Source organism: Alterileibacterium massiliense (genome assembly GCF_900104645.1).
GTDB classification, from domain to species: Bacteria; Bacillota; Clostridia; order Peptostreptococcales; family Anaerovoracaceae; genus Alterileibacterium; species Alterileibacterium massiliense.
In genome coordinates, this window is the sequence record NZ_FNWE01000001.1 from 238,119 (window position 1) to 262,515 (window position 24,397).

The window sequence follows — 24,397 nt, forward strand, 5'->3', positions numbered from 1 at the left end:
AATTTTTGCTACACTCTTTATTTACAATATTTTGTTAAGTGATATAATATCGTTAGGTAGTTATAAACCTAACGATATTTTTATATAATAGGAAGGAATAGAAGATGAGGAAAAAGATTTTAGGGCTTTTTGCTTTGATGATGATTTTCATAATGGCATTTAGCATGACTGGCTGTGGTGTAGATAAGGATAAAACATCGAAAAATGAAAACTCTGTCGAAAGAGAAGAATGGACATTCAAGGATCAGGCAGATAATGAAGTTACAGTTAAAGTTCCTGTTAAATCAATGGTAGTTCTTCAACACCACTCAATTGATATTTTGGCACAGCTTGGAGCACAGGATAAAATTATTGGAGTAGAATCAAAGTGGGAAGCTGACCTTGGATCATATATTAAGGAAGCATTTCCTGAAATAGAATCATTACCTACACCTGGAGATTTAAAATCTTGTAATGTTGAAGAGATTGCAAAATTAAAGCCAGATGTTGTTATTGTAGCTTCTCAGGCAAATCCGGATTCAGTTAATAAAATAAAAGAGCTAGGAATACCTGTAGTAGTGGTTTCACTAAGAGATGAGGGAAAGCAAAAAGAGGCTCAGAATCCTAAACTAAAAGATGCAGATAAGGCATATACTAATGGTTGTAAATGGGCGATAGAAACTCTTGGAAAGCTCACTGGAAAAGATGAAAAAGCGAAAGATCTTTGGCAATTTTGCTTAGAGAGCAGAAAAATCGTTGAGAAGTCACTTGAAGATGTGTCTGAAAAAGATAGAAAAACCGTATTTATTGCAAATGAAAATAACCAGACATATGGAAATGATAAATATGTAGGATGTATGCTTGAAAGAGCTGGTGGTGTAAACATCGCGGCAAAGGATATACAAGGTTATAAACCCTACACATTTGAGCAACTTGCAAATTGGAATCCTGATGTAATAATTGTTCAGGATAGATATAAAGAAGTTTATGACTCTATAAAAAAAGATAGCAACTATAAGTCATTCAAGGCAGTTAAAAATGGTAATGTCATACTTGCACCTTATTGGACAAAACCATGGGGTAATCCTGATGCTGATTCCATAGCACTTGGTGAACTCTGGCTTGCACATAAGCTCTATCCTGATAAGGTTGACAGCAAGATTGTAAATAAAAGAGCAAAGAAATTCTACAAGGAATTTTATGGAATTGAATTTAAGGATAAGGTAAAGTAATTCTTGGAGGTTATTATGCCGAAGGTAAAAAATATAAGTAAATCTTTATTTTTCATTTTCTTGCCTTTCATAATAATATTAATTTCACTATGCGTAGGAGCATATCATGTATCAATAAAAGATATATTTAAAATATTTATGTCGAAATTTACGCATAGTAATTATGGGATAGAGGAAATAGCAACCAGCATTATATTGGACACAAGATTGCCTAGAATAATCGGAGCTGTTATGGCGGGTGCAGGATTGGCTGTTTCGGGAGCTGTATTTCAGTGCATTTTTAAAAATCCCCTAGCAGATCCATACACGCTTGGAGTTTCAAATGGAGCAGGATTCGGTGCAGCAATAGCTATAATAATGTCTGTGCCTGCCTTATCAGTCCAAATGATTTCAATGGCTTTTGGAATTTTTGCTGTTGTTTTAACATTTTTATTATCAATAAAAAATAATAAATCCACAGCAACGCTTATACTATCGGGAATGTTAGTAAGTGCACTATTTTCATCGCTGGTTTCTCTAATAAAATTTGTTGCAGATCCTTTTGAAAAATTGCCACAGATTATTTATTGGCTGATGGGGACAATGGTAGGAATTAATTATAGCAAGATTATTTCTATCTTACCTGCTTATCTAATAGCCATGTTTATTATATTTCTATATAGGTGGAGAATAAATGTTCTTAGCATGGGAGATGTTCAGGCAAAATCATTCGGTATAGATGTAAAAAAAGATAGAATGGTCGTTATCATTACAAGCACTTTAATTACATCATTGGTTGTAAGTATATCGGGAATTATTGGATGGGTAGGCATTGTAATTCCACATCTTGCGAGGATTCTAGTGGGACCGGATTTTAGGAAGCTAATGCCTGTATCAATTTCATTAGGTATTTCATACCTCCTTATTATCGATGACATCTGTAGAAGTTTGACATCAATGGAAATTCCGATTGGCGTGGTAACAGGGATTATAGGAATACCGGTATTTGTATACTTTATATACACCAGAAAGGTTAGTTGGTAATGGAACTGAAACTCAATTCAATTAGCTTTGGATATAGTGAGGATAAAAAGGTAATAAAGGATATATCATTTGATTTTTCAGATTCAGAGGTGCTTTGCATACTAGGAGCAAATGGAACAGGTAAAAGTACCTTGCTAAAATGTATAATTGGCGAAGAAAAAGCAAATGGAGAAATACTTATAGATAATAAAAACATATCGAATTATAATACAAGGCAATTGGCACAAAAATTTGCTTATATACCTCAAAATATTGAGTCCATATTTTCATTTAGAGTAATTGATGTAGTGCTTATGGGTAGAACTGCATATATAGATTATTTTGGAGTACCTGATAATTCCGATATTAGTTTTGCTATGGAAAAAATGAATTTTCTTGGCATCAGTTATTTAAAAGAAAAGCTGTTTAATGAAATATCTGGAGGTGAAAGACAGCTGGTAATGATTGCAGCAGCTATGACACAGGATCCTGAATTAATGATATTTGATGAGCCGACAGCACATTTGGATTTTGGCAATTCATATAAATTCTTAGATTTAATAAAAAAATTACAAAAAAAAGGAATTGGTGTTATAATGACTACGCATTTTCCTGAACACGCTTTATTTTTAAAAAGTGATACTCTTATACTTAAGGACGGACTTGTGATGGGAGAGGGAAAAGCAGATGAGATTATTACAGAAAAAAATATGACCGAGTTATATGGAATTGAAGTAAATATAAGAGAGATAGAGAATAGGACCGTCTGCATACCTGGCAAAATGAATTTCTAAAAGCTTATGAAAAAATTAGAGGCGAAGATTTATGCAAGTACCACCATATATGATAGAAACTAAATATTATATAAAAGAAATTGAAGAGACAGATAGGTATACTGCATATGGCAATTTTTTAGACAGGTTTAGAGGCTGTGATGGTGAAGGAGAAGGAAGAAAGCTTCAAGAATATATTATTAAAGATAAACCAATTGATTCTAATAAATATCCTATCGATACAGCAAAGTTAGCAGCCACCGTTGAAGTTCTTGCAAAGGAGAGAAATATGAAAATTCCATCATGGGTTTATGACAATGATTGCTACTTAGAAGAAGCATATTATGCAGGAGCTAAAATTCCTGAATATAAAAAGCTTCTAAAAGATACAGCAATTCCGGAATTTAAAAAGCGAAAACTTTACCTCGGAGATAACTGCATGAGCAGAGCGTAAATTGCATAGCATAGATTAATGATGATAAAGAAAGACGGGAAACCGTCTTTTTTAACGCGTCAAATATTGGGTAATATATAAAAATGTGTTAAATATAAATTAAGAATATTGAAGAAATTTAAAAGATGAATAAATAAAAAAAGAAAAAACCCAAACATTGAGTTCGTGTGCCAAGCTCCAATTGCCTGGGGCGATCCCTCAATCATTTGGATTTACACCATAATATAGTAAATTAAAAATATAATCAATAAAAATAATATGATAGTAGAATAGAATAAAATCCATATAAAATAACAAATTAAATCTAGATAATAATTTCATAAAAATTGAGTCAGGAATAAGAGCAAGAAAATGGCATTTAATTCAAAAAATAAATATATTTGACTTTTGAATTTAATATTATATAATCAATTGTACAAAAGCGGAGGACCCTGCCGTAGTGGGAATAAAAAAAGCGGAGGACCCTGCCGTAGTGGGAATGAAAAAAGTGGTGAACCCTACCATAGTGGGAACGAAAAAAGTTAGAGGAGAGATGATAATCCCTCCTCTTTTTTGATATAATTTTAATGATTTAGGTTTTGTAGCAATTTAGATTGCCTTTTATAATTTTTTTAAAAATGCAATGAAGAATATGTCAGGTAAGAAGGAAAAGAAACATCAGTTAAGGGGAGATGTAATATGTGGTCGGATTGGTCTTAGGATTGAAACGGCTTTTTCTTTTGCCCAAATAATTGACTTTTGTTCTTATAAAAAGTATTATATAAGAATAAAAAGGCGGTTATATAAATGACAAAACGAGAATTATTATTAAATACAATTAAAGATAATAAAGGCATTATCACTACTAAAGAAGCATTGGAACTTGGTATTCATAAAGATATATTGAAAGAATTAACGCATAGACATGAAATTATAAAAATAGCAGGAGGACTGTATGGACTTCCAAATGAAGAAATAGATGAATATATTTATTTTTCGCATAGAGTTCCAAAAGGGATTTTTTCTCACGAGACTGCAGCCTATCTTCAGGGATTATCTACAAGAATGCCACTTATTTATGTTATGACAGTGCCTGCTGGAGATAATGTAAGTAGAATAAAAGCAATGAGAGATGACATTATTTTTAAGTATAGCAAAAAAGAATATTATGATATAGGTAAAGAAAAAATAATCAATCCTTTTGGGAGAGAAATTTTTTCCTATGATAAAGAAAGAACATTGTTAGATTTAATTAAGGACAAGAATAGAATTGACACAGGTATATTTAGTGAAGCTATAAAATTATATTTTGGAGGGGTAGATAAAGATTTATTAAAACTCTCAAAATATGCTATTTGTATGAATATGGAAGAACAATTGAAAACATATACGGAGGTATTGCTATGAAAACATCAGAGCAAATGAAGGGAGCAATTAGAAATATATCTAAAAAAACAGGAGCAAACCCAAATTCTTTGCTTCAGATGTGCTTGTTTGAAGGAATACTAGAAAAAATATCTAAATCTAAATATAGTGAAAATTTTATCTTAAAAGGTTGTCTGTTGATTTCTTCACTCATAGGAGTGGATATGCGTAGCACAATGGATATGGATAATACGATTAAAGGAATTCCAGTAAGCGAAGAAACTATAACCAAAATAATTAAAGAAATATTAGAAATTGAAATAGATGCTGATATTGAATACAAGTTAATTAAGTTATCTCCAATCAGACAGAAAGATGTTTATGAAGGTTTCTGTGCCGGCATTTCCTGCAACTTTGGAAAAATCAATGCAAGTTTAAATATAGATATAACGACCGGAGATATTATTACACCAAAGGAGATGAAATATTTATATTCAAAGATTTTAGAAGAAGGGACAATACCTATTATGACATATAATATTGAAACAATTATTGCCGAAAAATTTGAAACAATATCAAGCAGAAATATTACAACAACAAGAGCAAGAGATTTTTATGATTTATATATGTTATATTCTATTTATAAAGATAAGATTGATGGTAAATCATTGAGAGAAGCCATAGAAAAAAAGTAAAAATAGAGGCTCATCAAAATCAGTTAATAAATATAGAGAGGTAACAGAATTACTCAAAGCCAGTGGAACGACAAAAAGTTTATGGGAAAAATATATAAAAAGCAATCCATATGCAAAAGACATTAACTTTTTTGATACCTTAGCTGTATATGAAACCATAGGTAGCATATTAGAATAAAAAAGTATTTACAATTAAAATTATCACTGCTAAACAAAGGAACATATCATGGGTCAAATTATCGAGTTTCCTGACATAAAAAAATTAAAGGAAAGTATCAAAGAGTTAAAGAAAACGCTTGGAGATTATGTGCTTGAGCGTGATAACCTTATATTAGTAGTTTGTGAGAATATAAATGCAGAGTACAAACTTGAATTTGGTAGCCTTGAGTACAGCTTATATGAATCATATTGCAAATATCTCAGGTTACGCAGAAAAAAAGAAATGATTCAGGCAAAAAAGAATCGTCAAGAAAAAATAATATTGAGTGATATTGAATTGCAGCTCGATAGAGAATTTGTGGAATATAAGAAAAAGCTTGAGGAGAAGATTTCGGAAATCAACCGAGCTTTAGAACATTCAAAGATGGAAGCTCTTTCAGATGAAGATGAAGATGAGATTAAAAAATTATACAGGAAGATAGTTAAGGAACTGCACCCAGATCTTAATCAAAAAATGACCGATGGAGAAAGAGAGCTTTTTTATCACGCAGCCCAGGCATATGAAAATGGAGATCTTAATACCATAAGAATGATATTTCAAATAGTTGATAATGGCGACATGGAGGAAGATTTTCCATCATCTATAGAAGAATTACGAAAAGAGGAAGAGAGATTAAAGACTCTTGTTGAACAGATTCAAGAAGAAATCGACCATATAAAAACAGTTCCACCTTATATATTAAAAAAATATGTTGAAGACGAAAAAGAAAAGTTAGAGAAAATACAAGAATTAAAGCAGGAGCTCATAAGCTTTCAGGATGCAATAAGGACAGAGGAAGAATATATAAATGACTTACTACAATGAATGGATTCGGGATAATATCTTTGTGATTGATATTCATGATATGAAAATTGGTAAATACAAGGGTGATAACTGTTTTATCATAGGGCATCATATTAGGGAGCAATACATAATAGATAATTCAGTAAAAAATCTTCTAAATGGCGGATTCAATTATTTTAATATTTTTGGCGAGCAGTCAAATTTATGGGCTAAAGCTATTGATATGCAGGCGATTGATCAAAATGTTGTAACGATTGAGAAAAGCAAAGTAGATAGAAATGCGATGCCGTATAATCTTGCAATGTACGCAACATTGGAACCTGAATCTAGGAACTTTGTTTTTTCTGATGATGAATATTTTACGGAGTATCTTATTGAAGATATGAATGATATATTCTCAGGAGAAACTCCTTTTACGCCTTATGATTGGCAAAAATTTAAGTGCGGGTTTGAATTTACATATAATGGGAAAGATGCAATAGTTAGTATCTCTGACGATATTGTGGTTGGATTTCTTGGAGAAGAAAAGACATTCAAAACGATTTAAAAGGGATTTAATGACAAGATCTTCGAAGGGAAAAGCCTAGTTGAAATTTGGGAAGGATTGTTTTCCAAATGAAGGAATCTATGTAAAAGTTATTAAATTGGATATTACTGAGGGGAAAATATGAATGATTTAGTAAATAAAGATCAGGGGAATCTTATTCAATATCTTATTGGAAAAGAATCGGGACTCACTATTCCTAAACCTTTCGAGCGTGATATTTACCTTTTCGATACTTTTGTAGCAGGGACAACGCATATTGAAGATATTGAAATAATAGAGCCGTCGATAAATAAAGACGATAAGCTCGTATTTTACAGAGAAGCGGATAATCCTCATGACCCTCAAGCTATTTTAATTGAGACTGTTAAGGGAGAAAAAATCGGATATGTGCCAAGGCAGGATAATATAATTTTTTCAAGGTTAATGGATGCAGGTAAATCTATTTTTGGAAAAGTTATAGATAAAGAAAAACGAGGGAAATGGGTGAAGATAAAGATTAAAATATATTTACATGAGAGCTAGTATAAAATAAGCTTCCAATTATTTCTAAAAATAAAATAATAAAATCATCATAAAAAATATAAATATATAAAGAAAAAAGAGAAATAAAATTTAAAAGCGTTGTCATAACAACAGAACTATCTGCGGTGTGCATATATAATTACCACATAAAACAAGTATTAAACAAGAAAAAACAAGCATCAAATAAGCTCCAAACAAGTATCAAATAAAATTATAAAGCATGAAATTAGGATAATAATAGTATTAAATTTGTATGCAGTTAATGCGGGTAAGGAGGAAAATAATGAATAAAGATATAAAGAAAGATATAGTTTTTGATTCAGACAGCCGAAAGGAGGAATTGAAGAAATACCTGAAAAGGTTAGGAAATGGAGAAAATATTGAAGATGTGCGATCTGACTTTGTTAAAGAATTTAGCAGTGTAAATGCCACAGAAATCATGGAAGCAGAGCAAGAACTTTTGAAAGAGGGGATGCCACTAGATGAGGTTAAAAGGCTTTGCGATGTTCATTCTGCACTTTTTCATCATGGCGAAAATAATCAAAATGAAGAAGAAAAAGACTATACTGACAAAAATGAAAAGGCAGAAAGGCTGAAGCAGATTAAGGGACATCCATTATATACATTTTCCAAGGAAAATCTTGCACTAAAGGAGATTATAAAAGAATATAAAAATGAAAGAGATCAAAAATTATTTACAAAGCTTAGAGAGGTATCTACCCATTATGCCAAAAAGGGAGATTTGCTCTATCCTAATCTCAAGGTAAGATATGGAATTTCAGGACCTTCCGATGTCATGTGGACGGTTGATGATGAAATTAGAGATGAGTTTGGTAAGCTTGCTAAAGAGGAGGCTACTGGAGAAGCTTGGAATAAACGGTTTGAATCGAATATAGCTAGAATTGAAGAGATGATTTATAAGGAGGAAAACATATTATTTCCAATTTGTGCAGTCAATTTTAGCGAGGACGAATGGTACTCCATATACCATGACTCCAAGGATTACGATATTTGCTTTGGTATAGAAAATGAAATATGGCAGGATGCTGAGAAAAAGATGTCTGAAAAAGAAGAGATTAAAGCTGGTGAGGTAGTACTACCTGGTGGACATATGAGCATACCTCAGCTAAGAGCCCTGCTAAACACTATTCCACTTGAGATTACCTTCATAGATGATAAGAATATAAATAGATTTTTTAATGAGGGACCCAAGGGATTTAAGCGTCCTAGCATGGCAATAGATAGAGATGTTTTTTCATGCCACCCTCCTAAGATTGAGCCTATGGTGAGAAAAATTATAGATGATTTTAGAAGCGGAGAAAAAGATACAGTTGAGATATGGATGGAAAAAGCCAGCAGAACTGTCCTCGTTAAATACATGGCTGTACGAGATTTTGAAGATAATTACTTAGGCACAATGGAAATAGTTCAAGATATGGAATTTGCAAAAGAGCATTTTAATTAAAAATCCATATAAAAATTTAATATAAGGAATAAAGATATTATTATAAATAAAAAAGATAAAGAATAAAAAGATAAAAACAAAATTAAACAATCAATAAAATTATTAAAATCATACAAGTAATACAAGTTTTCTGCCTATAAAATAGTGAGTATTTTTCTATCAATGATTCTATCTTTGATTAAAATATTCACTATTTAATTTAAAAAAATTCTTTTTATAATCAATTATGCCGGATTTTTTTAATTTGCTTAATTCAGCAGATAGTGCACTTCTATTTACGCCAAGATAATCTGAAAGCTCCTGACGATTAAATGGAATATAAAACTCCAGCTCATCATTTACTATAGCTTGCTCAGTCAGATACGAAATAATTCTGTCCTTTAAACGCCATGAGCCTATATGAAGCATACGGCTTGATAGATTTAGACTTTTTTGAGCAAATATTTTAAGAAGATTATTAAGAAGCCTTCTGTGGTAGGTGCAATTTTCATCACATAGATTTATCAATTTATTAAAATTTATAAATAGGATTTCAGAATTTTCGGAAGCGACTGCGTCGCAGATTAATTTTTTATGAGGAATAGCGGCATAGTTTTCTGCAAACATTTCGCCCTTTTCAATGTGACCAAGTATTTGACTATATCCATGATAAAAATTGATAACTATATTTACACTTCCTGATTCTACAATACATATATCAGATACCTCATCACCTGCATATAATATAATCTCTCCTTTTTTAAATTTTCTTTCCTTAGCATTTAAGCATTCCAAGATATATTTTATATCATCTTCCTCTATGCCTTGAAATAAAGGGGATTTGGAAATGATAAAAAAATTCATAAAACTCTCCTTAATCGTTGTTATGACAACATAATTCCTATTTTTATTATATTATAATCAAATCACACAGTAAATAGAAAAAGAAAGGTGGGTTGATTATGTGTAATAATGATATGTTTTGTTTTCAATGTCAGGAAACAGCAAAAGGCAAGGGATGTACAAAAGCTGGCGTTTGTGGTAAGAGCCCAGAAGTTGCAGGAATGCAAGATTTACTAATTTATGTAACAAAAGGTCTTTCGTGTGTTACGACAAGGTTAAGAAAAGAGGGAAAGTCTATTGATAAGGACATTAACCATCTAATTACAAATAATTTATTCGTAACAATTACAAATGCAAATTTCGACAAGGAATCAATAGTTGGATATATTGAAAAAACAATAAATATTAAAGAAGAAATGATTTCCAAGTTAGATAATAAAGATAAATTACCTAAGGCAGCTTATCTAAGCGGAGATAGGAGTATGTTTGATTTATTTGCGAAATCAGATGCAGTAGGAGTATGTTCTACTCAAGATGAAGATGTGAGAAGTCTTCGTGAAATGATTACATATGGATTAAAAGGACTTGCTGCATATATTAAACATTCAAATGTACTAATGAAGGATAATGAGGAAATTGATGAATTTATTCAATCAGCTTTGGGGAAAATATTAGATGATTCTCTTGGTATAGAGGAGCTCCTGAAATTGACACTTGAAACAGGAGAATATGGAGTCAAAGGAATGGCACTTCTTGATTCTGCAAATTGTGGAACATATGGAAATCCTGAAATAACAGAAGTCAATATAGGAGTAGGGGAAAATCCCGGGATACTTGTATCTGGACACGATCTTAGAGATATTGAAATGTTGCTTAAACAGACTGAAGGAACAGGGATTGATATTTATACACATTCAGAGATGCTCCCTGCACATTATTATCCTAGATTAAAAAAGTATAAACATCTTATAGGCAACTACGGTAATGCGTGGTGGAAACAGAGAGAAGAGTTTGAAAAATTTAATGGTCCTATTCTTATGACTACAAATTGTATAGTTCCTCCATTAGATAGTTACAAAGAAAGGATGTGGACTACAGGAACTGCTGGTTATGCAGGGTGTAAGCATATAGATGGAGAATATGGTAGTGAGAAAGATTTTTCAAAGATTATAGAACAAGCAAAAAAATGTAAACCTCCAGTTGAGATTGAGGAGGGTAGTTTAATAGGAGGATTTGCACATGAACAAGTATTTGCTTTGGCTGATAAGATTGTAGATGCTGTAAAATCTGGAAAAATCCGCAAATTTATCGTTATGGGCGGTTGTGATGGTAGAATGAAATCAAGGAATTACTATACAGAATTTGCTAAAAAGCTTCCAAACGATGTTGTTATACTAACCGCTGGTTGTGCAAAGTATAAATATAATAAGCTAAATCTTGGTAGCATTGATGGAATACCTAGAGTTTTAGATGCGGGACAATGTAACGATTCATATTCACTTGCTCTTATAGCACTTAAACTAAAAGAAATATTTAACTTAAATGATATTAATGATTTACCAATTGAGTTTAATATTGCGTGGTATGAACAAAAAGCGGTAATTGTCCTTCTAGCACTTTTATATCTAGGAATAAAAAATATTCATCTAGGACCTACACTTCCAGCTTTTCTATCTCCTAACATAACAAATATTTTGGTTAATAAGTTTGGAATAGCCGGAATTAGTACGCCTGAGCAAGATATAGAAATATTATTAAGCTAAAATATGATATAAATAATTCGCAAAATTTAACAATCACAAGAATGAGAGCGTCTTTGGAGCTCTCATTTTTGTTATAATAGATTGATAGTTTTTATTATGAATAGTAAAATGTATTTCGTAAATGAATTTTAAATAAATTATTGAAAAAATGTAAGATAATTATATATTAATTATAAAAAATATCGGGAAATAATAAAAAATCAAAATAAGTAAAAATGATATAAAGAAATTGTAATATAATATTTGTGAGATTAATAGGAGTTAAGATGAGCGATAGATCAGAAAGAGCAGTTTTATTAAAACAAGGTAAATCCAACTGTGCACAGGCTGTAGCACTTGCTTTTAGCGATATAACTCACATGAGTGAAGAAGATATTTTCAAAATTACTCAGGCATTTGGAGGAGGGCTTGGCGGAATGGACGGTCACTGCGGAGCAATATCCGGAGCTGCTGTCATAATTGGGCTTTTATATGATGATAAAAAAACTGCTATGATGAAAATTAGAAATATTTCAGAGGCTTTCAAAGATAGAAATGAGACCTTGATATGTAGGGAATTAAAGGGAATAGATACGGGAGAGGCAAAAAGGTCTTGCGATGACTGCGTTAGAGATGCCGTAGAATTTCTTGAAAAAGAGCTAAGGGATCTTTGCTAAAAACTTTTTATCAAGCCTAAGTTGCTACAAATTAAGAGATATTGAGAGATTATGAATATAAATTAAAGAGATTATGAATAAAAACTAAGGCGATACGGGTGATATTATGTATGTTTTAGAACTTGAGCAATCTGGAAATCTTACTGAAATAGGAGTCTTTGATACAATTGAAGATGGAAGGAAATTTGTATCTAAGATAGATGGATATGAGATTTCTATAGAAGATGGCTTTACTTATGAATACATTAATAGAGATAAATTGCCCAAATATATGGAAATTTCTTTTAAGGGGAATTTAGTTCCATTTTCAAAATTCATGTTTGAAAATAATGAGAGAATTTCAATTATATGGAAAGAAATTCCAAATCTATCTAGTGCTGGAGAGGGTCTTGTGCCCGGCTCTATCAGGGTTGATGCTTATATGATTGAAAATAATGAAGCTGAAAATTATATTAAAGATCGTGAGCAAAAATATGAGGAAGCCAAGGCATATCTTGAAGAAAGAGGATATTCTATTGAAAGAGCATATCAGGGTTCTGAGGACGGCGAAGCTATTATATATAAGGCGAGAGAAGAAGATGATTGGCATTTTCTCACGCATATGGACCCAAGCTTCCTAGAATTAAATGTAAAAGAATTGATTGATGAGATTATTTAGATGTTTTAAAGGGAGAAATATAGAATTATAATAATATGAAATATTATTGACCCTATAAAGGGGTTATTTTTTTAGCAAAATTTTGGCAAAATATCAATTTATCCAACATAAAGAAGTCGAAGAAAATGAAATTAAAATTAAACATAAGTATCAAGATTATTAGAAGATTTACAAACAAGAAATTATGAAAAAATAATGGTTGGTATAGCGGATAAAATAATTGTTGACAAAAAACTATTGGGGGGGGGTACAATAAAACTGTGAATTTTTAGTGTATTTTTAACAAAATTATGGAGGAGAAAATGAGCAGAAATAAAAAAAGAGTATTAGGTATTCCAATTGCGTTAATACTAATATTTTTTACTATAACGCTTTACGGATGTGGGGATGAATTTTATATTGAAGGAAAGTGGAGGAGCGTAGGAGATGAGGGTTTTGGACAAGCTCAGCCTGGAGCAATAGTAGTTTTTGATGGAAAAAATTGCAATCTATTAAGCCCTAACGATACATATTCATTATCAGATGATAATGGTGAATACAAATTATATGTTACGGGGTTACTTGGCGGAAATGTAACTTTTAACATTACTTTAGAAGACAATGATCATATTATACTTAATGATAAAACCGAATTGGAAAGAATCGAATAATAAACGAATTACATTTATTCAATTGTCTATTCAATTATATACTTTAATGATAAAAAGGGGGAAATCGTATGACTTTCGTAATATTAGTTGGCATTATAATTGCTCTTTATATCTATATTAATTATATAAAAGTTAAGAATGACGAGGAGCTGGGGAAAATTATAAAAAGAGAAAAGAATTTTATTGATGAGAGAGAAATTTTTTCAAGCAAAACTCTCGAATGGGAAGAAATCAAAAAATCACTTGATGAGCTTGATCTATCAGAGATAAAACGCTTGAAAGTAACCAAATATGATAATTATTATAAATATAGTCAAGATTATGTAAAATACGGATGGATTGCAATATTTGAATATATTGGTAAATCGGATAATATATCAAGGTATCAATTGTATATTTCATCTTATCGCAATGGAGGAGTTGAGCATTATATAAACATGCTTTTTACAGCCATTGAAAAAATGTTAATAGAATTAGATCCGGATATAGAGGTTAGAAAAGAGGTAATTAAACGGAAAACAAAGAGATCGTTCTTTTAATAAATATTAAAAAAATATAAGAAAGGAATATAGGTATGTATTTTTTAGCATTTTTAATAATATTAGGCATTGTATTGGGGCCAACATTACTTGAATATATCGGTGATAAAATTCATGATTCTTATAAAGACAGTAAGCAACATAAGTTAGCCGATGAAAAGAATGAAAAATACGAACAAGAAGGTGGAACAAAGTTATCTGATAGATATAATAAAAAATAGGAATTTAATCTAATGTATAAATCTTATATGAAAAACAATAATGATGAATCTCGCAAATTATTTTTGTGTGCCATAGGCTTTTTGTTAATAATAGCGATTTATTCGGTGCAACTGTTTTTGCATACAAGTAATGTAATCACAGAATTGGCTTCTATGGATATACCACATTTGTCAGTTTTATTGTTGATATTTTGTTTTTATAACACTCTTCCAATTATTCTTTCACTGATTGGATTAAATATAATAAAAAACTGTATAGTTAAGGACATTGAAAAAAAGTCCAGCATTAAAATCATTTCTATTATGATGATAGTTGTAGAAATAATTTTAATTTTTGCATATATTGCTAAAGAATTTCATTTTATTAAAGCTGACATAAATAACGCGATTGAGGTTATTGTGAAGTACAATGTCTTTACACCCATTTTAGTTATTTTTATATTGATTTCAATAATCTTCCTTTGCTCCAAAAATGTGAATAAGATTGGTTTTGTCATTTCAATAATAAGTGCTACATTTTTGTTTGCGTCATTTTTTGGAATAGAAAATATAAATGCTTCTTCAGATAATCTTAGCTTAAATGGTGAGATTTTCTCGAAAAAATCATATCAATACGACAACAGAATAGCTGATGTTACAGCTTATCTATGCGAAAAAGCGGGATCAAGAAATGATTCATCTATTAAAGATGCTTATGATAAGTTTGGGCTAAAAGACATTAAAACATATAATTATGATTGGGATGAATTAAATGAGCTGGATATTCTGAGTCAGAATGCTTATTCATTTGGACATAAGAGCATAAAAGTCGATGGAGAAAAAACAGAAGAATTGCTTGTAGTTACGGCACGAGGGTCGGTAAAGCTGAGAGAATATATTAAAGATTATATAAAAGGCGATGAAATAGATTTTTTAGATCAGAAAGTTTATGAAAACACATATGATTTTTATTCTGATATTTGCAAGAATTTAGAGGACTATATTATTGATAATAAGTTAAATGAAGAAGACAGTGTTAAAATTCTTGTTACAGGATATAGCCTTGGGGGAGCGGCAGCAAATCTAGTAGCAGCAGATCTTAAATACAATGCTTATCAACTTGGTTTAAATATTTCGACGGATGATATATATGCTTACACATTTGGTGCAATTAAAACCTTGACAACGGATGATAATGTTTCTTTGGGATATGAATATATTCACAATATATATAATATAAATGATTCATTTGGACCAAATGGTAATCTGAGCTATTTTAATGCCAGTTCGCCCAATTCAAAATTTGGACATACTGATCTTTATGATCTTGGAGAAGAAAAGCATAAAGAGGATGGATTATCTACAGCAAATCATAATATTGCAAATTATAGAAATGATATAACCAATGGAAAAGTAAAATGCCTACTGAAAAAAGAAAATAAAAAATATAATAAAGATGTCTCATTAGCACTTGATGTTTCAGGCAGTATGGAAGGAGAGCCTTTAGAGGAGCTAATAAAGGCATCTAATAAATTTTGTGAAAAAATTTCAAATAGTCATGTGCCTTTAGGAGCATGCACATTTTCTTTTCATGCAACAATAGCTTCTTCAAGTTCTACTGAATATAGTAAGATTAAAAAGTCTCTATCGGAACTAAATGCTGATGGCGGTACTAATATTGAAGAAGCGTTAACAATGGCGGCTTCAAACAATAGTGCAATGACAAAGAAACATATAATAGTTCTTATGAGTGATGGTAAACCGACAATAGGTTTGTCTGAAGAGGAGCTTATTGAATATGCCAATGACCTCAGAGAAAAAGGTTATCTTATATATACGCTTGGCTTTCTAAGCGAATTAGAAAATAAAGAAAGTGCAGCTGATGTTTTGCGTGGCATTGCAAATGAAGGATGTTATTTCGAAGTAAGAAATGCCAATGACTTAAAATACTTTTTCGAAGATATAGCTGCTCAGGTTAATGGCGAAAAGTATTTTTACATTAAGATAGAATGTCCTGTAGATGTAAGTGTATCTCATGATGGTTCTAAGCTTTCTTCTGTTGATAATCAAAGAGAACAGCATACTAAATTTGGGTCACTAACTTTTGAAGGAGAGGGACCATCAAATACAAAGGTTCTAAGATTAAAAGAAGGGTCGGATTATGACATTAAAATAGAGGGAACTGGCAATGGAAGTATGACTTATTCGATAGGCTTCATGGATGATGATGGTGAATATTCTGATATTAGAAGCTTTGAGAATATCGAAATAAATAATTCAACACAGGTTAATACTAAAGCCAAGGTTGGTAGTGAAACAAAAATGTATGTGGATAATGATGGAGATGGAAAAGCCGAGAAAGTCTATGTAGCTACAGAGAATAATAAGGCTAAATTGGTTAACAACTCAAGGGTATGCTGGCTGATTTTTATAGCATATATGTTATTACTCATTATTCCGACTTCTATTTGGGTAAGAAGATCTGTAAAGCAAGTAAGGAATTTTTATAAGGAAAGAGTTTGATTAATGGTTTTATACATTTATGCAAGAACAATTTGTCTCCTGACCCGATAACCCTAATAACATCAATATTTTTTAGTTCACTACGCATATGCAGGAACTGGTGAAATTGATGAAACTTTAAATAAATTTTCTATGGATGAAGAAAATTTAGATAGTGCATTACAATGTATAGAAGCACTATGTAAAGATAAAAAAATGCCATAATTGATGTAACAATTATGGCAATTTTATTAAGCTAACATACAAGATAAAATTATAAATAATATATTTCCAATATTATAAAAGCAAAGAACCTAACATAGCTTGTTGATAGTTTTCAATATGAATAGTACAATATGAAAGCAAATGATTATACTTATAATCGAAAAAGATGATATTCTTTAACAAGAATGTTTTGAAGGGAGTATTTTTTGAATAAGAGGATTTTAGTTATATCCTTAGCCTATGTTGGGGTGCTGACTGGAGCAGGACTTGCCTCTGGGCAGGAGCTTATGCAATATTTTATAGGTTTTGGAAAAATAGGCATAATAGGCATCGGCATTGTCGGTATTTTGCACGCAATATTTGGAAAGATAATTTTAACACTGGGTTCATATTACAGGTCCAAGGAGCACAGCGGGCTTTTGAATGAGATAGCACATCCGATTGTTGCAAGGTTACTAGATTATTCACTTGTATTTACCTGCTTTGTAATTGGCTTTGTGATGATAGCGGGAGCGGGGGCAAATCTAAATCAAGAGTTTGGAATACCGAGCTTTGTTGGAGCGTTGATATGTTCACTTATGATAATTTTTCTCTCCATGCTTGATTTTAAAAAAGTCACGAAGATTATAGGCTTTTTCACGCCTCTTATTTTTCTTTTTATCATAATAGCCTTTGTTTATGCTTTTATAATGAAAAGTCACGATTTTTCAGCAGTTGAAATGCTTGCAAAAAATCAACCGACAAATACGCCTAGCATTTGGATAGCAATCCCCAATTATTTTTCTATCTGTTTTATTACGGGAACATCTATGGCAATTGTGATGGGCGGAGATATTATGAATCCAAAGATTGCATCAAAGAGCGGTCTTATCGGTGGTGCTCTCACTGGCTTGCTCGGTCTTATGATAGGTCTTACCATATATATGGAGATCGCGGAAGTTTCGGGGACTAATATTCCAACTCAGATAATTATTAGAGAGATAAGTCCGTGGCTTGGCTTAATTATGTCGCTTGTTATATATGGCATGATTTTCAATACCGGAATAAGCGTATATTATTCCATGGCAAAAAGGTTTTCTGGAGAAAGCAAGAGACGATTTAAAATCTATATTATCCTGCTCGTATCGGTAGGATTTGCTCTAAGCTTTTTCGGATTTAGGGAGCTCGTCGGTATAATGTATCCGGTACTTGGGTATATAGGTCTTCTTCTTCTGGCGACTATGATTGTCGCTTGGATTAAAGACAAGGGTAATATAAAAGAGGAGATAAAACTTAGAAGCAGATTGTTAAAGCTTATGATTAAAAAATTTGACGATAATAAGATATTTACAAAAAAAGATCAAAAAACAATAAATAATTTAATTGAGAAATCGAATATAGAAAATAAAGAATTGAAGAAAGAAATGGGACAATTAGCAAAAAATAAAATTGAAGATAAATAAAATGCAAATAGCAAAAAATAAATTAAAAAATGAAAGAAGCGGAAATTTTAAATATAAATTTTCCGCTTCTTTTTTTAAGTTAATATTACATCATTGCATTACTTAATTATACTTTGCATTCTTTACTTGATTATATTTTATAAAAATTATCTGAATTAGATTTATTTATATTTATAAAAACCTTCTCCTGCGTTAATACCTGTCTTTCCCTCGTCGATATATTTTTTTAACATTATCGCAATTTTTCCTGCTAAGGTGTCTGGATTCTTAGCATCCGGCTTCATCATAGTGATATTGTAAGCAGTTGTAAGTCCTACAATATCTAAGATACGGAATGGTCCTACTGGAGCACCTGTTCCAAGCATCCATGTCTTGTCAATTGTTTCAGGGTCAGCAACATCAAGAGCATATAGCATTTCAGCAGATGATAGGAAAGGTATTAGCATAGAATTTAAGATATATCCAGCTTGCTCCTTTTTAAGTAATAATGGGATCATTCCAATACCCTTTGCAAAATCAACTACCATATCATAATATTTTTTGTCAGTTCCTGCGTGACCCATTATCTCCGCAGTATTATGCCTCCATACATTATTTGCAAAATGTAGAGCGAGATACCTTTTCGGAGCACCTGTATATTCGGCAAATTGGCTAGGAAGTAAACTGGAAGAATTTGTACATAGAATTGTATTTTTAGGAAGAATAGGAGCTAGCTTTTTATAAAATTCTATCTTTTGGATAGGGTCTTCCGCCAGTGCTTCTATGACAATGTCAGCATCGCTAACAGCCTTAGAGAGGTCAAGCTCAAAGACCATATTTTCATAGGCATTTTTCGCTCTAACTTTTAGAGCCTCGATATTATCTAATGTAATTTCTGAAGAATCATCAAAAAATCCTCTTATAAAATCGGAAGAATCTTTACCAATCAAATTCTTGCTATCCTCTAAATCATTTTGATATAGATTATATAACCTTTCAAATTTAGGCTTAGACCTTCCAATTGAAGCCTCGCTTCTTAGCCAGACCTTGACATTATATCCCTTAAAAGCCGATTGAAATGCGATTTGAGAGCCTAAAACTCCACCTCCTATTACAACTACATTTTTTATATCCATATTTCTCCTTTCCTTTCATTTAATTATAAAAAGCAGTAAAGAGATTTAACGAACCTTATCTAAAAAAAATTATATATTATGGCTACGGACATTATATGTATAAATAAAAAATAATTTTATACAGAAAAAACATAAAAAAGTAAATAAAATTAAAAAAGTGCTTGCATAATATTCAAATATATGTATAATATACGCATACTAAATATTACACATTGCTTATATATTTTTAAATAATTGGTATTTTATCAATAATTAAGAGCAATTTTTTAAGAAATATTTAAAAAGGAGTTTGCTATGAAAAAGAATAACTTATTAAAGATAATTTTTGTATCACTTATGATGGTGGTTTTAATAGGACTTGCTGGATGCGGTGACAAAGATAAGGCAAAGGCAGATAAGAATGTCAAGACATATACAGCTGTAACTGAGCCAACCTTTCCTCCTTTTGACACAACTGACGAGGATGGGGAGATCGCTGGATTCGACATGGACCTTATGAATGCTATTGCTGAAGATCAGGGATTTAAGGTTAAATATAAGAGCCTTGAGTTTGATGCTTTAATTCCTGCACTTGAATCCAAGCAAGCTGATATTATCACAGCGGGAATGAATGCTGAAGATCCGGCTCGTCAAGCAAAGGTAGATTTTTCGGACACATATTATGACAGCGGTCTTGTTGTTTTGGTAAAAAAAGATAGCGATATTAAAGGTGTTGACTCTTTTACTCCAGATATGGCTGTAGCAGGGCAGATAGGAACAACAAGTGCGGATCTAGTTAATGAGCTAAAAGCTGATAACAAAATCGCTAAGGCGGTTGTCTTAAATAAGAATAGTGAAGCAATTCAGCAACTTGAGAATGGTGATATTCAAGCGGTAATAATGGATCAGCCTGTTGCTAAAAACTACCTTAAACATAAAAAACATGGGCAGAAAATTAAGACAGTTGGAGAAGTCTTAAATGCAGAATCATACGGATTTGCAGTTCAAAAGGGAAATAAAGAGCTTCAGAAAAAGATAAATGACGGGCTTGCAAATTTGAAAGAAAATGGCAAGTATGACAAGATATATAAGAAGTGGTTTGAATAAAATAGTTTAAATAATGAACAATATATCAAATAATTAATATTGAAGAGGATGCGTTTATGGCATTATATTTTAAAGGTTTTCTGGTCGCGTTGAAGGGTGCTCCTACCACAATAGGAGTAACTGTCCTTGCTGTAATAATAGGAACAGCACTTGGGCTTTTGCTGGCACTTATGAGGCAATCTAAGATTAAGATTATAAACTTGATAGCAAAGATTTACATTGATGTTGTGAGGGGAACACCTCTGGTAGTTCAAGCATTTATATTTGCATATGGACTTCCACAAATGCTTCAAGCACATAATGTAAATTTTACATGGCCATATCTGGTCATTCCAGCTATAATATGCTGCGGACTTAATAGTGCAGCTTATATGGCTGAAGTTATAAGGAGCGGACTTCAAGCAGTTGATAAGGGGCAGATGGAAGCTGCAAGGTCCCTAGGAATGACACATAAGATGGCTATGAGGCTTGTAATAATTCCTCAGGCTATCAAGATTATACTTCCTGCAGTTGGAAATGAGTTTGTCACCTTGATTAAGGAAACATCGGTTCTTAGCTTTGTAGGTGTAGTCGAAATTATGAGGAGAGGTAATCTATGGAATGCTTCAACCTTTGAAACTTTTCCTGCATACATTGGAGTTGCACTGGTTTATCTAATTTTAACACTAACATTGACTAAGCTAATTGCCACGATGGAAAAGAAAATGTCTCAGGAGGCTTGTTAGATGATTGAAATAAATAATTTAAAAAAGAGCTTTGGTGACAACGAAGTTTTAAAAGGAATTAATGCAAAGATTGGTGACAGCGAGGTTGTGTGCATAATTGGACCGTCAGGTTCTGGAAAATCTACTATGCTAAGGTGCATCAATATGCTCGAAGAACCTACGGGCGGAGAAATTATAATAGACGGGGAAAAGGTATCCGAATCAAATATAAATGAAGTGAGAACCAAGATGGGCATGGTTTTTCAAGGATTTAATCTTTTCCCAAACATGACAGTCCTTCAGAATATAACCTGTGCTCCGATAAATGTTAAAGGCATGTCAAAAGATGAAGCAGAAGCTAAGGCGAGGGAGCTTCTATCAAAGGTTAAATTGCCGGAAAAAGCTGATGTATATCCAAAGTCACTTTCAGGTGGACAGCAACAGAGGGTAGCGATAGCAAGAGCCCTTGCTATGGAACCCGAGATAATGCTTTTCGATGAGCCTACTTCCGCTCTCGACCCTGAGATGGTAGGAGAGGTTCTCGATGTAATGAAAGAGCTTGCAAAAGAGGGAATGGCTATGGCTGTTGTAACTCACGAAATGGGTTTTGCAAAGGAAGTCTCTGATAGAGTTCTTTTTATGGACGGCGGATACATAGTTGAAGAGGGAAAACCGGAAGAGGTTTTATCAAATCCTAAGGAAGATAGGACGAAAAATTTCCTTTCACAGGTTCTTGCAATATGACAAATTTTGAAGTAATAATAACTGAGAAAAGAATAAAAAATATTATTATAAGGGTTAAGGGCGATATGAAAGTATATGTCTCTTGCCCTTTTGGCATTAGTCAGGACAAGGTCATAGAGTTTATAGATTCAAAGAGTGACTGGATATTAAAGCAGATGAAAAAGGCTGAGGAGCAGTCGGAAAGAGAGCAAATTAGGAAGGCTGAATTAGAGGATAGGAATAGATATTTAAGCGAGATGAAATCCTTGGAAGAACTCATATCAAAAAGGCTTCCCATTTATGAAGAAATGACCGGCTTAAAATCATCTTCGTGGCATATTAGAGAGATGAAAACCAGATGGGGAAGCTGTAATACTAGGACAAAAAGACTTTGCTTTAATTTACTTCTTATAAAATATCCTATTTCCTGCCTAGACTATGTTATTTTACATGAGCTTTCACATATAAAATATCCAAATCATAGCAATGAATTTTGGAAATTTATTGAAGGATATATGCCAGATTATAAAATGAGGCGAAGCATTTTAAAAAATGAAACAATTTAATCGACAAAAATAGTACTAAAGGTGTGAAAAATTTTGTATTCACGCCTTTTTTTGATATAATAACTCGGTAATTATCAAAGTTCAGGAGGGGCTATGATTGAATTTATTGATGTAAATAAGAATTACGGAGATATAGTCGGGCTTAGTCATGCAAATATCAAGATCGATAAGGGTGACTTTGTCTTTCTCGTTGGCCCGAGCGGTGCAGGTAAGACTACCTTTGTCAGATTGATACTTAGAGAGATTGAAGCTGACTCAGGCAAAATTTTAATAAACGGCACTGACATTACAAAACTAACTAGAAGAGAGATACCTCTTCTACGCCAAAAGATTGGAATGGTGTTTCAAGATTTTAGATTGCTCGATAAAAAGACCGTATATGAAAATGTAGCATTTGCTCTTGAAATTACTCATGAAAAGAGAAAACAGATAAAAAAGCGTGTGCCGGAAGTTCTTGAACTTGTAGGTATTTCAGACAAGATAAATAGGTATCCTAAGGAGCTGTCCGCAGGCGAGCAGCAGAGAGTAGGAATTGCAAGAGCAATTATTAATAATCCGAGAGTCCTTATCTGTGATGAACCTACAGGAAATCTAGACCCGTCTACCGCAATGGATATAATGAACCTTTTGGAAAAGATAAATTTAAGAGGAACAACTATAATCATGGTTACCCATGCAAAAGACATCGTAGATCATTTCAATAAGAGGGTTGTTACAATTGAAAATGGAACGATAAGGAGAGATGATTCCAAGGGCGAGTATAGATATGAGATGCCTACGGATGAAGATTTCTATATAAAATTAAAAGAGGAGGATAAATATGTTTAGCAAAATAGCTTATACATTGAAGCAGGCCTTCTCGCAGATGGGAAGAAATAAGGGAATGAATATAACATCGGTAGTTGCGATAACGGCTATGATGCTTATACTCGGGCTTTTCTTTGTGGCATTTTTAAATGTAGACCTTTTCGCAAAGACAATAGAAAAAGATTACAATGTCGTAGAGGTCTTTATTGCCGACGGAGCTGATGATGCAGTTAAGGATGCGATCAAATCAAAGATTGAAAAGATTGATGGTATTGAAAAGATTGAATATAGAAGCAAGGAAGATGCGATCAAAATAATGAAGAAAAGGTGGGGTGACAATGCCTATCTTTTAGATAATATTGATAAAAACTCACTTCCAGATTCTTACATGGTTTTTGTTAAGGATCAAAAAGTCGGGAATGAGGTAAATAGTGAAATTTCATCTGTAAATGGTGTGGACAGCATTAAATACTATCAGGATACGGTATCAAAGCTTACAAAGATAACGCATTTTATTCAGGTTTCAGCGATAGTTGTCATGACATTCCTAATAATTGTATCGACAATAATAGTTGCAAATACTATCAAGCTTACGGTATTCAATAGGTCGAAAGAAATTGAGATAATGAAATATATCGGAGCTACTGACTGGTTTGTTAGAGCACCATTTCTCATAGAGGGAATCATACTTGGCATAATATCCTCAGCTGTAGCTACGGGGCTAATGCACCTCATATATTCAAGGTTGATAAGCTTACTCGGAGATGACATTATGAGGATATTAAGTGTTCCGGTTCTATCTTCGTCATATCTAATTCCTAATTTAGCAATTATCTTCGCTTCTCTAGGTATTGGAATAGGTACCTGCGGAAGTATCATATCTATTAGAAGATTCCTTGACAGATAAAGAAAGGAGATCGGGA

Annotated in this window: 26 protein-coding genes; 24 read left to right on the plus strand and 2 right to left on the minus strand. The window is 32.3% G+C overall.

Going from position 1 to position 24,397, the window contains the following annotated elements:
* Positions 1-104: 104 nt before the first annotated feature.
* The 10 genes from BQ5371_RS01190 to BQ5371_RS01235 all read left to right on the plus strand — a co-directional run bounded on the left by BQ5371_RS01190 (position 105) and on the right by BQ5371_RS01235 (position 9,016).
* Positions 105-1,211, plus strand: a complete 1,107-nt coding sequence (locus tag BQ5371_RS01190) for an ABC transporter substrate-binding protein (protein WP_071132131.1) — start codon at positions 105-107, stop codon at positions 1,209-1,211.
* 15 nt (positions 1,212-1,226) lie between these two features.
* Positions 1,227-2,234 (plus strand): FecCD family ABC transporter permease, encoded by a 1,008-nt coding sequence (locus tag BQ5371_RS01195; RefSeq protein ID WP_071132132.1) that lies wholly within the window; start codon positions 1,227-1,229, stop codon positions 2,232-2,234.
* Positions 2,234-3,007 (plus strand): ABC transporter ATP-binding protein, encoded by a 774-nt coding sequence (locus BQ5371_RS01200; RefSeq protein ID WP_071132133.1) that lies wholly within the window; start codon positions 2,234-2,236, stop codon positions 3,005-3,007. The genes BQ5371_RS01195 and BQ5371_RS01200 overlap by 1 nt, the downstream gene beginning before the upstream one ends.
* 31 nt (positions 3,008-3,038) lie before the next feature.
* Positions 3,039-3,440, plus strand: coding sequence for a hypothetical protein (locus tag BQ5371_RS01205; protein ID WP_071132134.1), 402 nt, complete (start codon positions 3,039-3,041; stop codon positions 3,438-3,440).
* A gap of 786 nt (positions 3,441-4,226) precedes the next feature.
* Positions 4,227-4,826 carry a type IV toxin-antitoxin system AbiEi family antitoxin domain-containing protein gene (locus tag BQ5371_RS01210; RefSeq protein ID WP_071132135.1) on the plus strand — a complete coding sequence of 200 codons (600 nt, stop codon included), beginning with the start codon at positions 4,227-4,229 and terminating at the stop codon, positions 4,824-4,826.
* On the plus strand, positions 4,823-5,479 hold the full coding sequence (locus BQ5371_RS01215) for a nucleotidyl transferase AbiEii/AbiGii toxin family protein (RefSeq protein WP_235821160.1): 657 nt from the start codon (positions 4,823-4,825) through the stop codon (positions 5,477-5,479). The genes BQ5371_RS01210 and BQ5371_RS01215 overlap by 4 nt, the downstream gene beginning before the upstream one ends.
* 226 nt (positions 5,480-5,705) lie before the next feature.
* Positions 5,706-6,503: a DnaJ domain-containing protein gene (locus tag BQ5371_RS01220; protein WP_071132136.1), complete on the plus strand. Its 798-nt coding sequence runs from the start codon at positions 5,706-5,708 to the stop codon at positions 6,501-6,503.
* A complete protein-coding gene (locus BQ5371_RS01225; protein WP_205408021.1) occupies positions 6,487-7,029 on the plus strand; it encodes a hypothetical protein in 543 nt (180 codons plus the stop codon). The genes BQ5371_RS01220 and BQ5371_RS01225 overlap by 17 nt, the downstream gene beginning before the upstream one ends.
* 120 nt (positions 7,030-7,149) lie before the next feature.
* Entirely contained in the window at positions 7,150-7,551 is a 402-nt protein-coding gene (locus tag BQ5371_RS01230) for an HIRAN domain-containing protein (protein ID WP_071132137.1), read from the plus strand.
* A gap of 283 nt (positions 7,552-7,834) precedes the next feature.
* Positions 7,835-9,016 (plus strand): DUF438 domain-containing protein, encoded by a 1,182-nt coding sequence (locus BQ5371_RS01235; protein ID WP_071132138.1) that lies wholly within the window; start codon positions 7,835-7,837, stop codon positions 9,014-9,016.
* 168 nt (positions 9,017-9,184) lie between these two features.
* Here BQ5371_RS01235 and BQ5371_RS01240 read toward each other — a convergent pair whose 3' ends face one another.
* Entirely contained in the window at positions 9,185-9,859 is a 675-nt protein-coding gene (locus BQ5371_RS01240) for a Crp/Fnr family transcriptional regulator (RefSeq protein ID WP_071132139.1), read from the minus strand.
* Between the two features lie 98 nt (positions 9,860-9,957).
* Here BQ5371_RS01240 and hcp point away from each other — a divergent pair, with 98 nt between their 5' ends.
* From hcp to BQ5371_RS01280, 8 genes are all read left to right on the plus strand, one after another.
* Positions 9,958-11,601, plus strand: coding sequence for a hydroxylamine reductase (hcp, locus tag BQ5371_RS01245; RefSeq protein WP_071132140.1), 1,644 nt, complete (start codon positions 9,958-9,960; stop codon positions 11,599-11,601).
* Between the two features lie 266 nt (positions 11,602-11,867).
* A complete protein-coding gene (locus BQ5371_RS01250; protein ID WP_071132141.1) occupies positions 11,868-12,257 on the plus strand; it encodes a C-GCAxxG-C-C family protein in 390 nt (129 codons plus the stop codon).
* A 106-nt stretch (positions 12,258-12,363) separates the two neighbouring features.
* The gene (locus BQ5371_RS01255) at positions 12,364-12,915 is read left to right on the plus strand and encodes a hypothetical protein (RefSeq protein ID WP_071132142.1); all 552 of its coding nucleotides are present in this window, start codon (positions 12,364-12,366) and stop codon (positions 12,913-12,915) included.
* Positions 12,916-13,217: 302 nt separating this feature from the next.
* Positions 13,218-13,565, plus strand: coding sequence for an Ig-like domain-containing protein (locus BQ5371_RS01260; RefSeq protein WP_071132143.1), 348 nt, complete (start codon positions 13,218-13,220; stop codon positions 13,563-13,565).
* Positions 13,566-13,633: 68 nt separating this feature from the next.
* Positions 13,634-14,104: a hypothetical protein gene (locus BQ5371_RS01265; RefSeq protein ID WP_071132144.1), complete on the plus strand. Its 471-nt coding sequence runs from the start codon at positions 13,634-13,636 to the stop codon at positions 14,102-14,104.
* A gap of 35 nt (positions 14,105-14,139) precedes the next feature.
* Positions 14,140-14,325, plus strand: coding sequence for a hypothetical protein (locus BQ5371_RS01270; RefSeq protein ID WP_071132145.1), 186 nt, complete (start codon positions 14,140-14,142; stop codon positions 14,323-14,325).
* A 12-nt stretch (positions 14,326-14,337) separates the two neighbouring features.
* On the plus strand, positions 14,338-16,827 hold the full coding sequence (locus BQ5371_RS01275) for a VWA domain-containing protein (protein ID WP_071132146.1): 2,490 nt from the start codon (positions 14,338-14,340) through the stop codon (positions 16,825-16,827).
* Between the two features lie 410 nt (positions 16,828-17,237).
* Positions 17,238-18,473, plus strand: a complete 1,236-nt coding sequence (locus tag BQ5371_RS01280) for a YkvI family membrane protein (RefSeq protein ID WP_071132147.1) — start codon at positions 17,238-17,240, stop codon at positions 18,471-18,473.
* Between the two features lie 161 nt (positions 18,474-18,634).
* On the opposite strand, the gene BQ5371_RS01285 is transcribed toward BQ5371_RS01280, so the two are convergent.
* Positions 18,635-19,588, minus strand: a complete 954-nt coding sequence (locus BQ5371_RS01285) for a 3-hydroxyacyl-CoA dehydrogenase (protein ID WP_071132148.1) — start codon at positions 19,586-19,588, stop codon at positions 18,635-18,637.
* Positions 19,589-19,882: 294 nt separating this feature from the next.
* Between BQ5371_RS01285 and BQ5371_RS01290 the strand changes: the two genes are divergently transcribed.
* From BQ5371_RS01290 to ftsX, 6 genes are all read left to right on the plus strand, one after another.
* On the plus strand, positions 19,883-20,674 hold the full coding sequence (locus tag BQ5371_RS01290) for a basic amino acid ABC transporter substrate-binding protein (RefSeq protein WP_071132149.1): 792 nt from the start codon (positions 19,883-19,885) through the stop codon (positions 20,672-20,674).
* Between the two features lie 56 nt (positions 20,675-20,730).
* Positions 20,731-21,399, plus strand: a complete 669-nt coding sequence (locus BQ5371_RS01295; RefSeq protein WP_071132150.1) for an amino acid ABC transporter permease — start codon at positions 20,731-20,733, stop codon at positions 21,397-21,399.
* The gene (locus BQ5371_RS01300; RefSeq protein ID WP_071132151.1) at positions 21,400-22,122 is read left to right on the plus strand and encodes an amino acid ABC transporter ATP-binding protein; all 723 of its coding nucleotides are present in this window, start codon (positions 21,400-21,402) and stop codon (positions 22,120-22,122) included. It begins immediately after the preceding gene.
* On the plus strand, positions 22,119-22,667 hold the full coding sequence (locus BQ5371_RS01305) for a M48 family metallopeptidase (RefSeq protein WP_071132152.1): 549 nt from the start codon (positions 22,119-22,121) through the stop codon (positions 22,665-22,667). Before BQ5371_RS01300 ends, BQ5371_RS01305 begins: the two co-directional genes overlap by 4 nt.
* Before the next feature lie 93 nt (positions 22,668-22,760).
* Positions 22,761-23,495, plus strand: a complete 735-nt coding sequence (ftsE, locus tag BQ5371_RS01310) for a cell division ATP-binding protein FtsE (RefSeq protein WP_071132153.1) — start codon at positions 22,761-22,763, stop codon at positions 23,493-23,495.
* Positions 23,488-24,381 (plus strand): permease-like cell division protein FtsX, encoded by an 894-nt coding sequence (gene ftsX, locus BQ5371_RS01315; protein ID WP_071132154.1) that lies wholly within the window; start codon positions 23,488-23,490, stop codon positions 24,379-24,381. The genes ftsE and ftsX overlap by 8 nt, the downstream gene beginning before the upstream one ends.
* Positions 24,382-24,397: the final 16 nt, after the last annotated feature.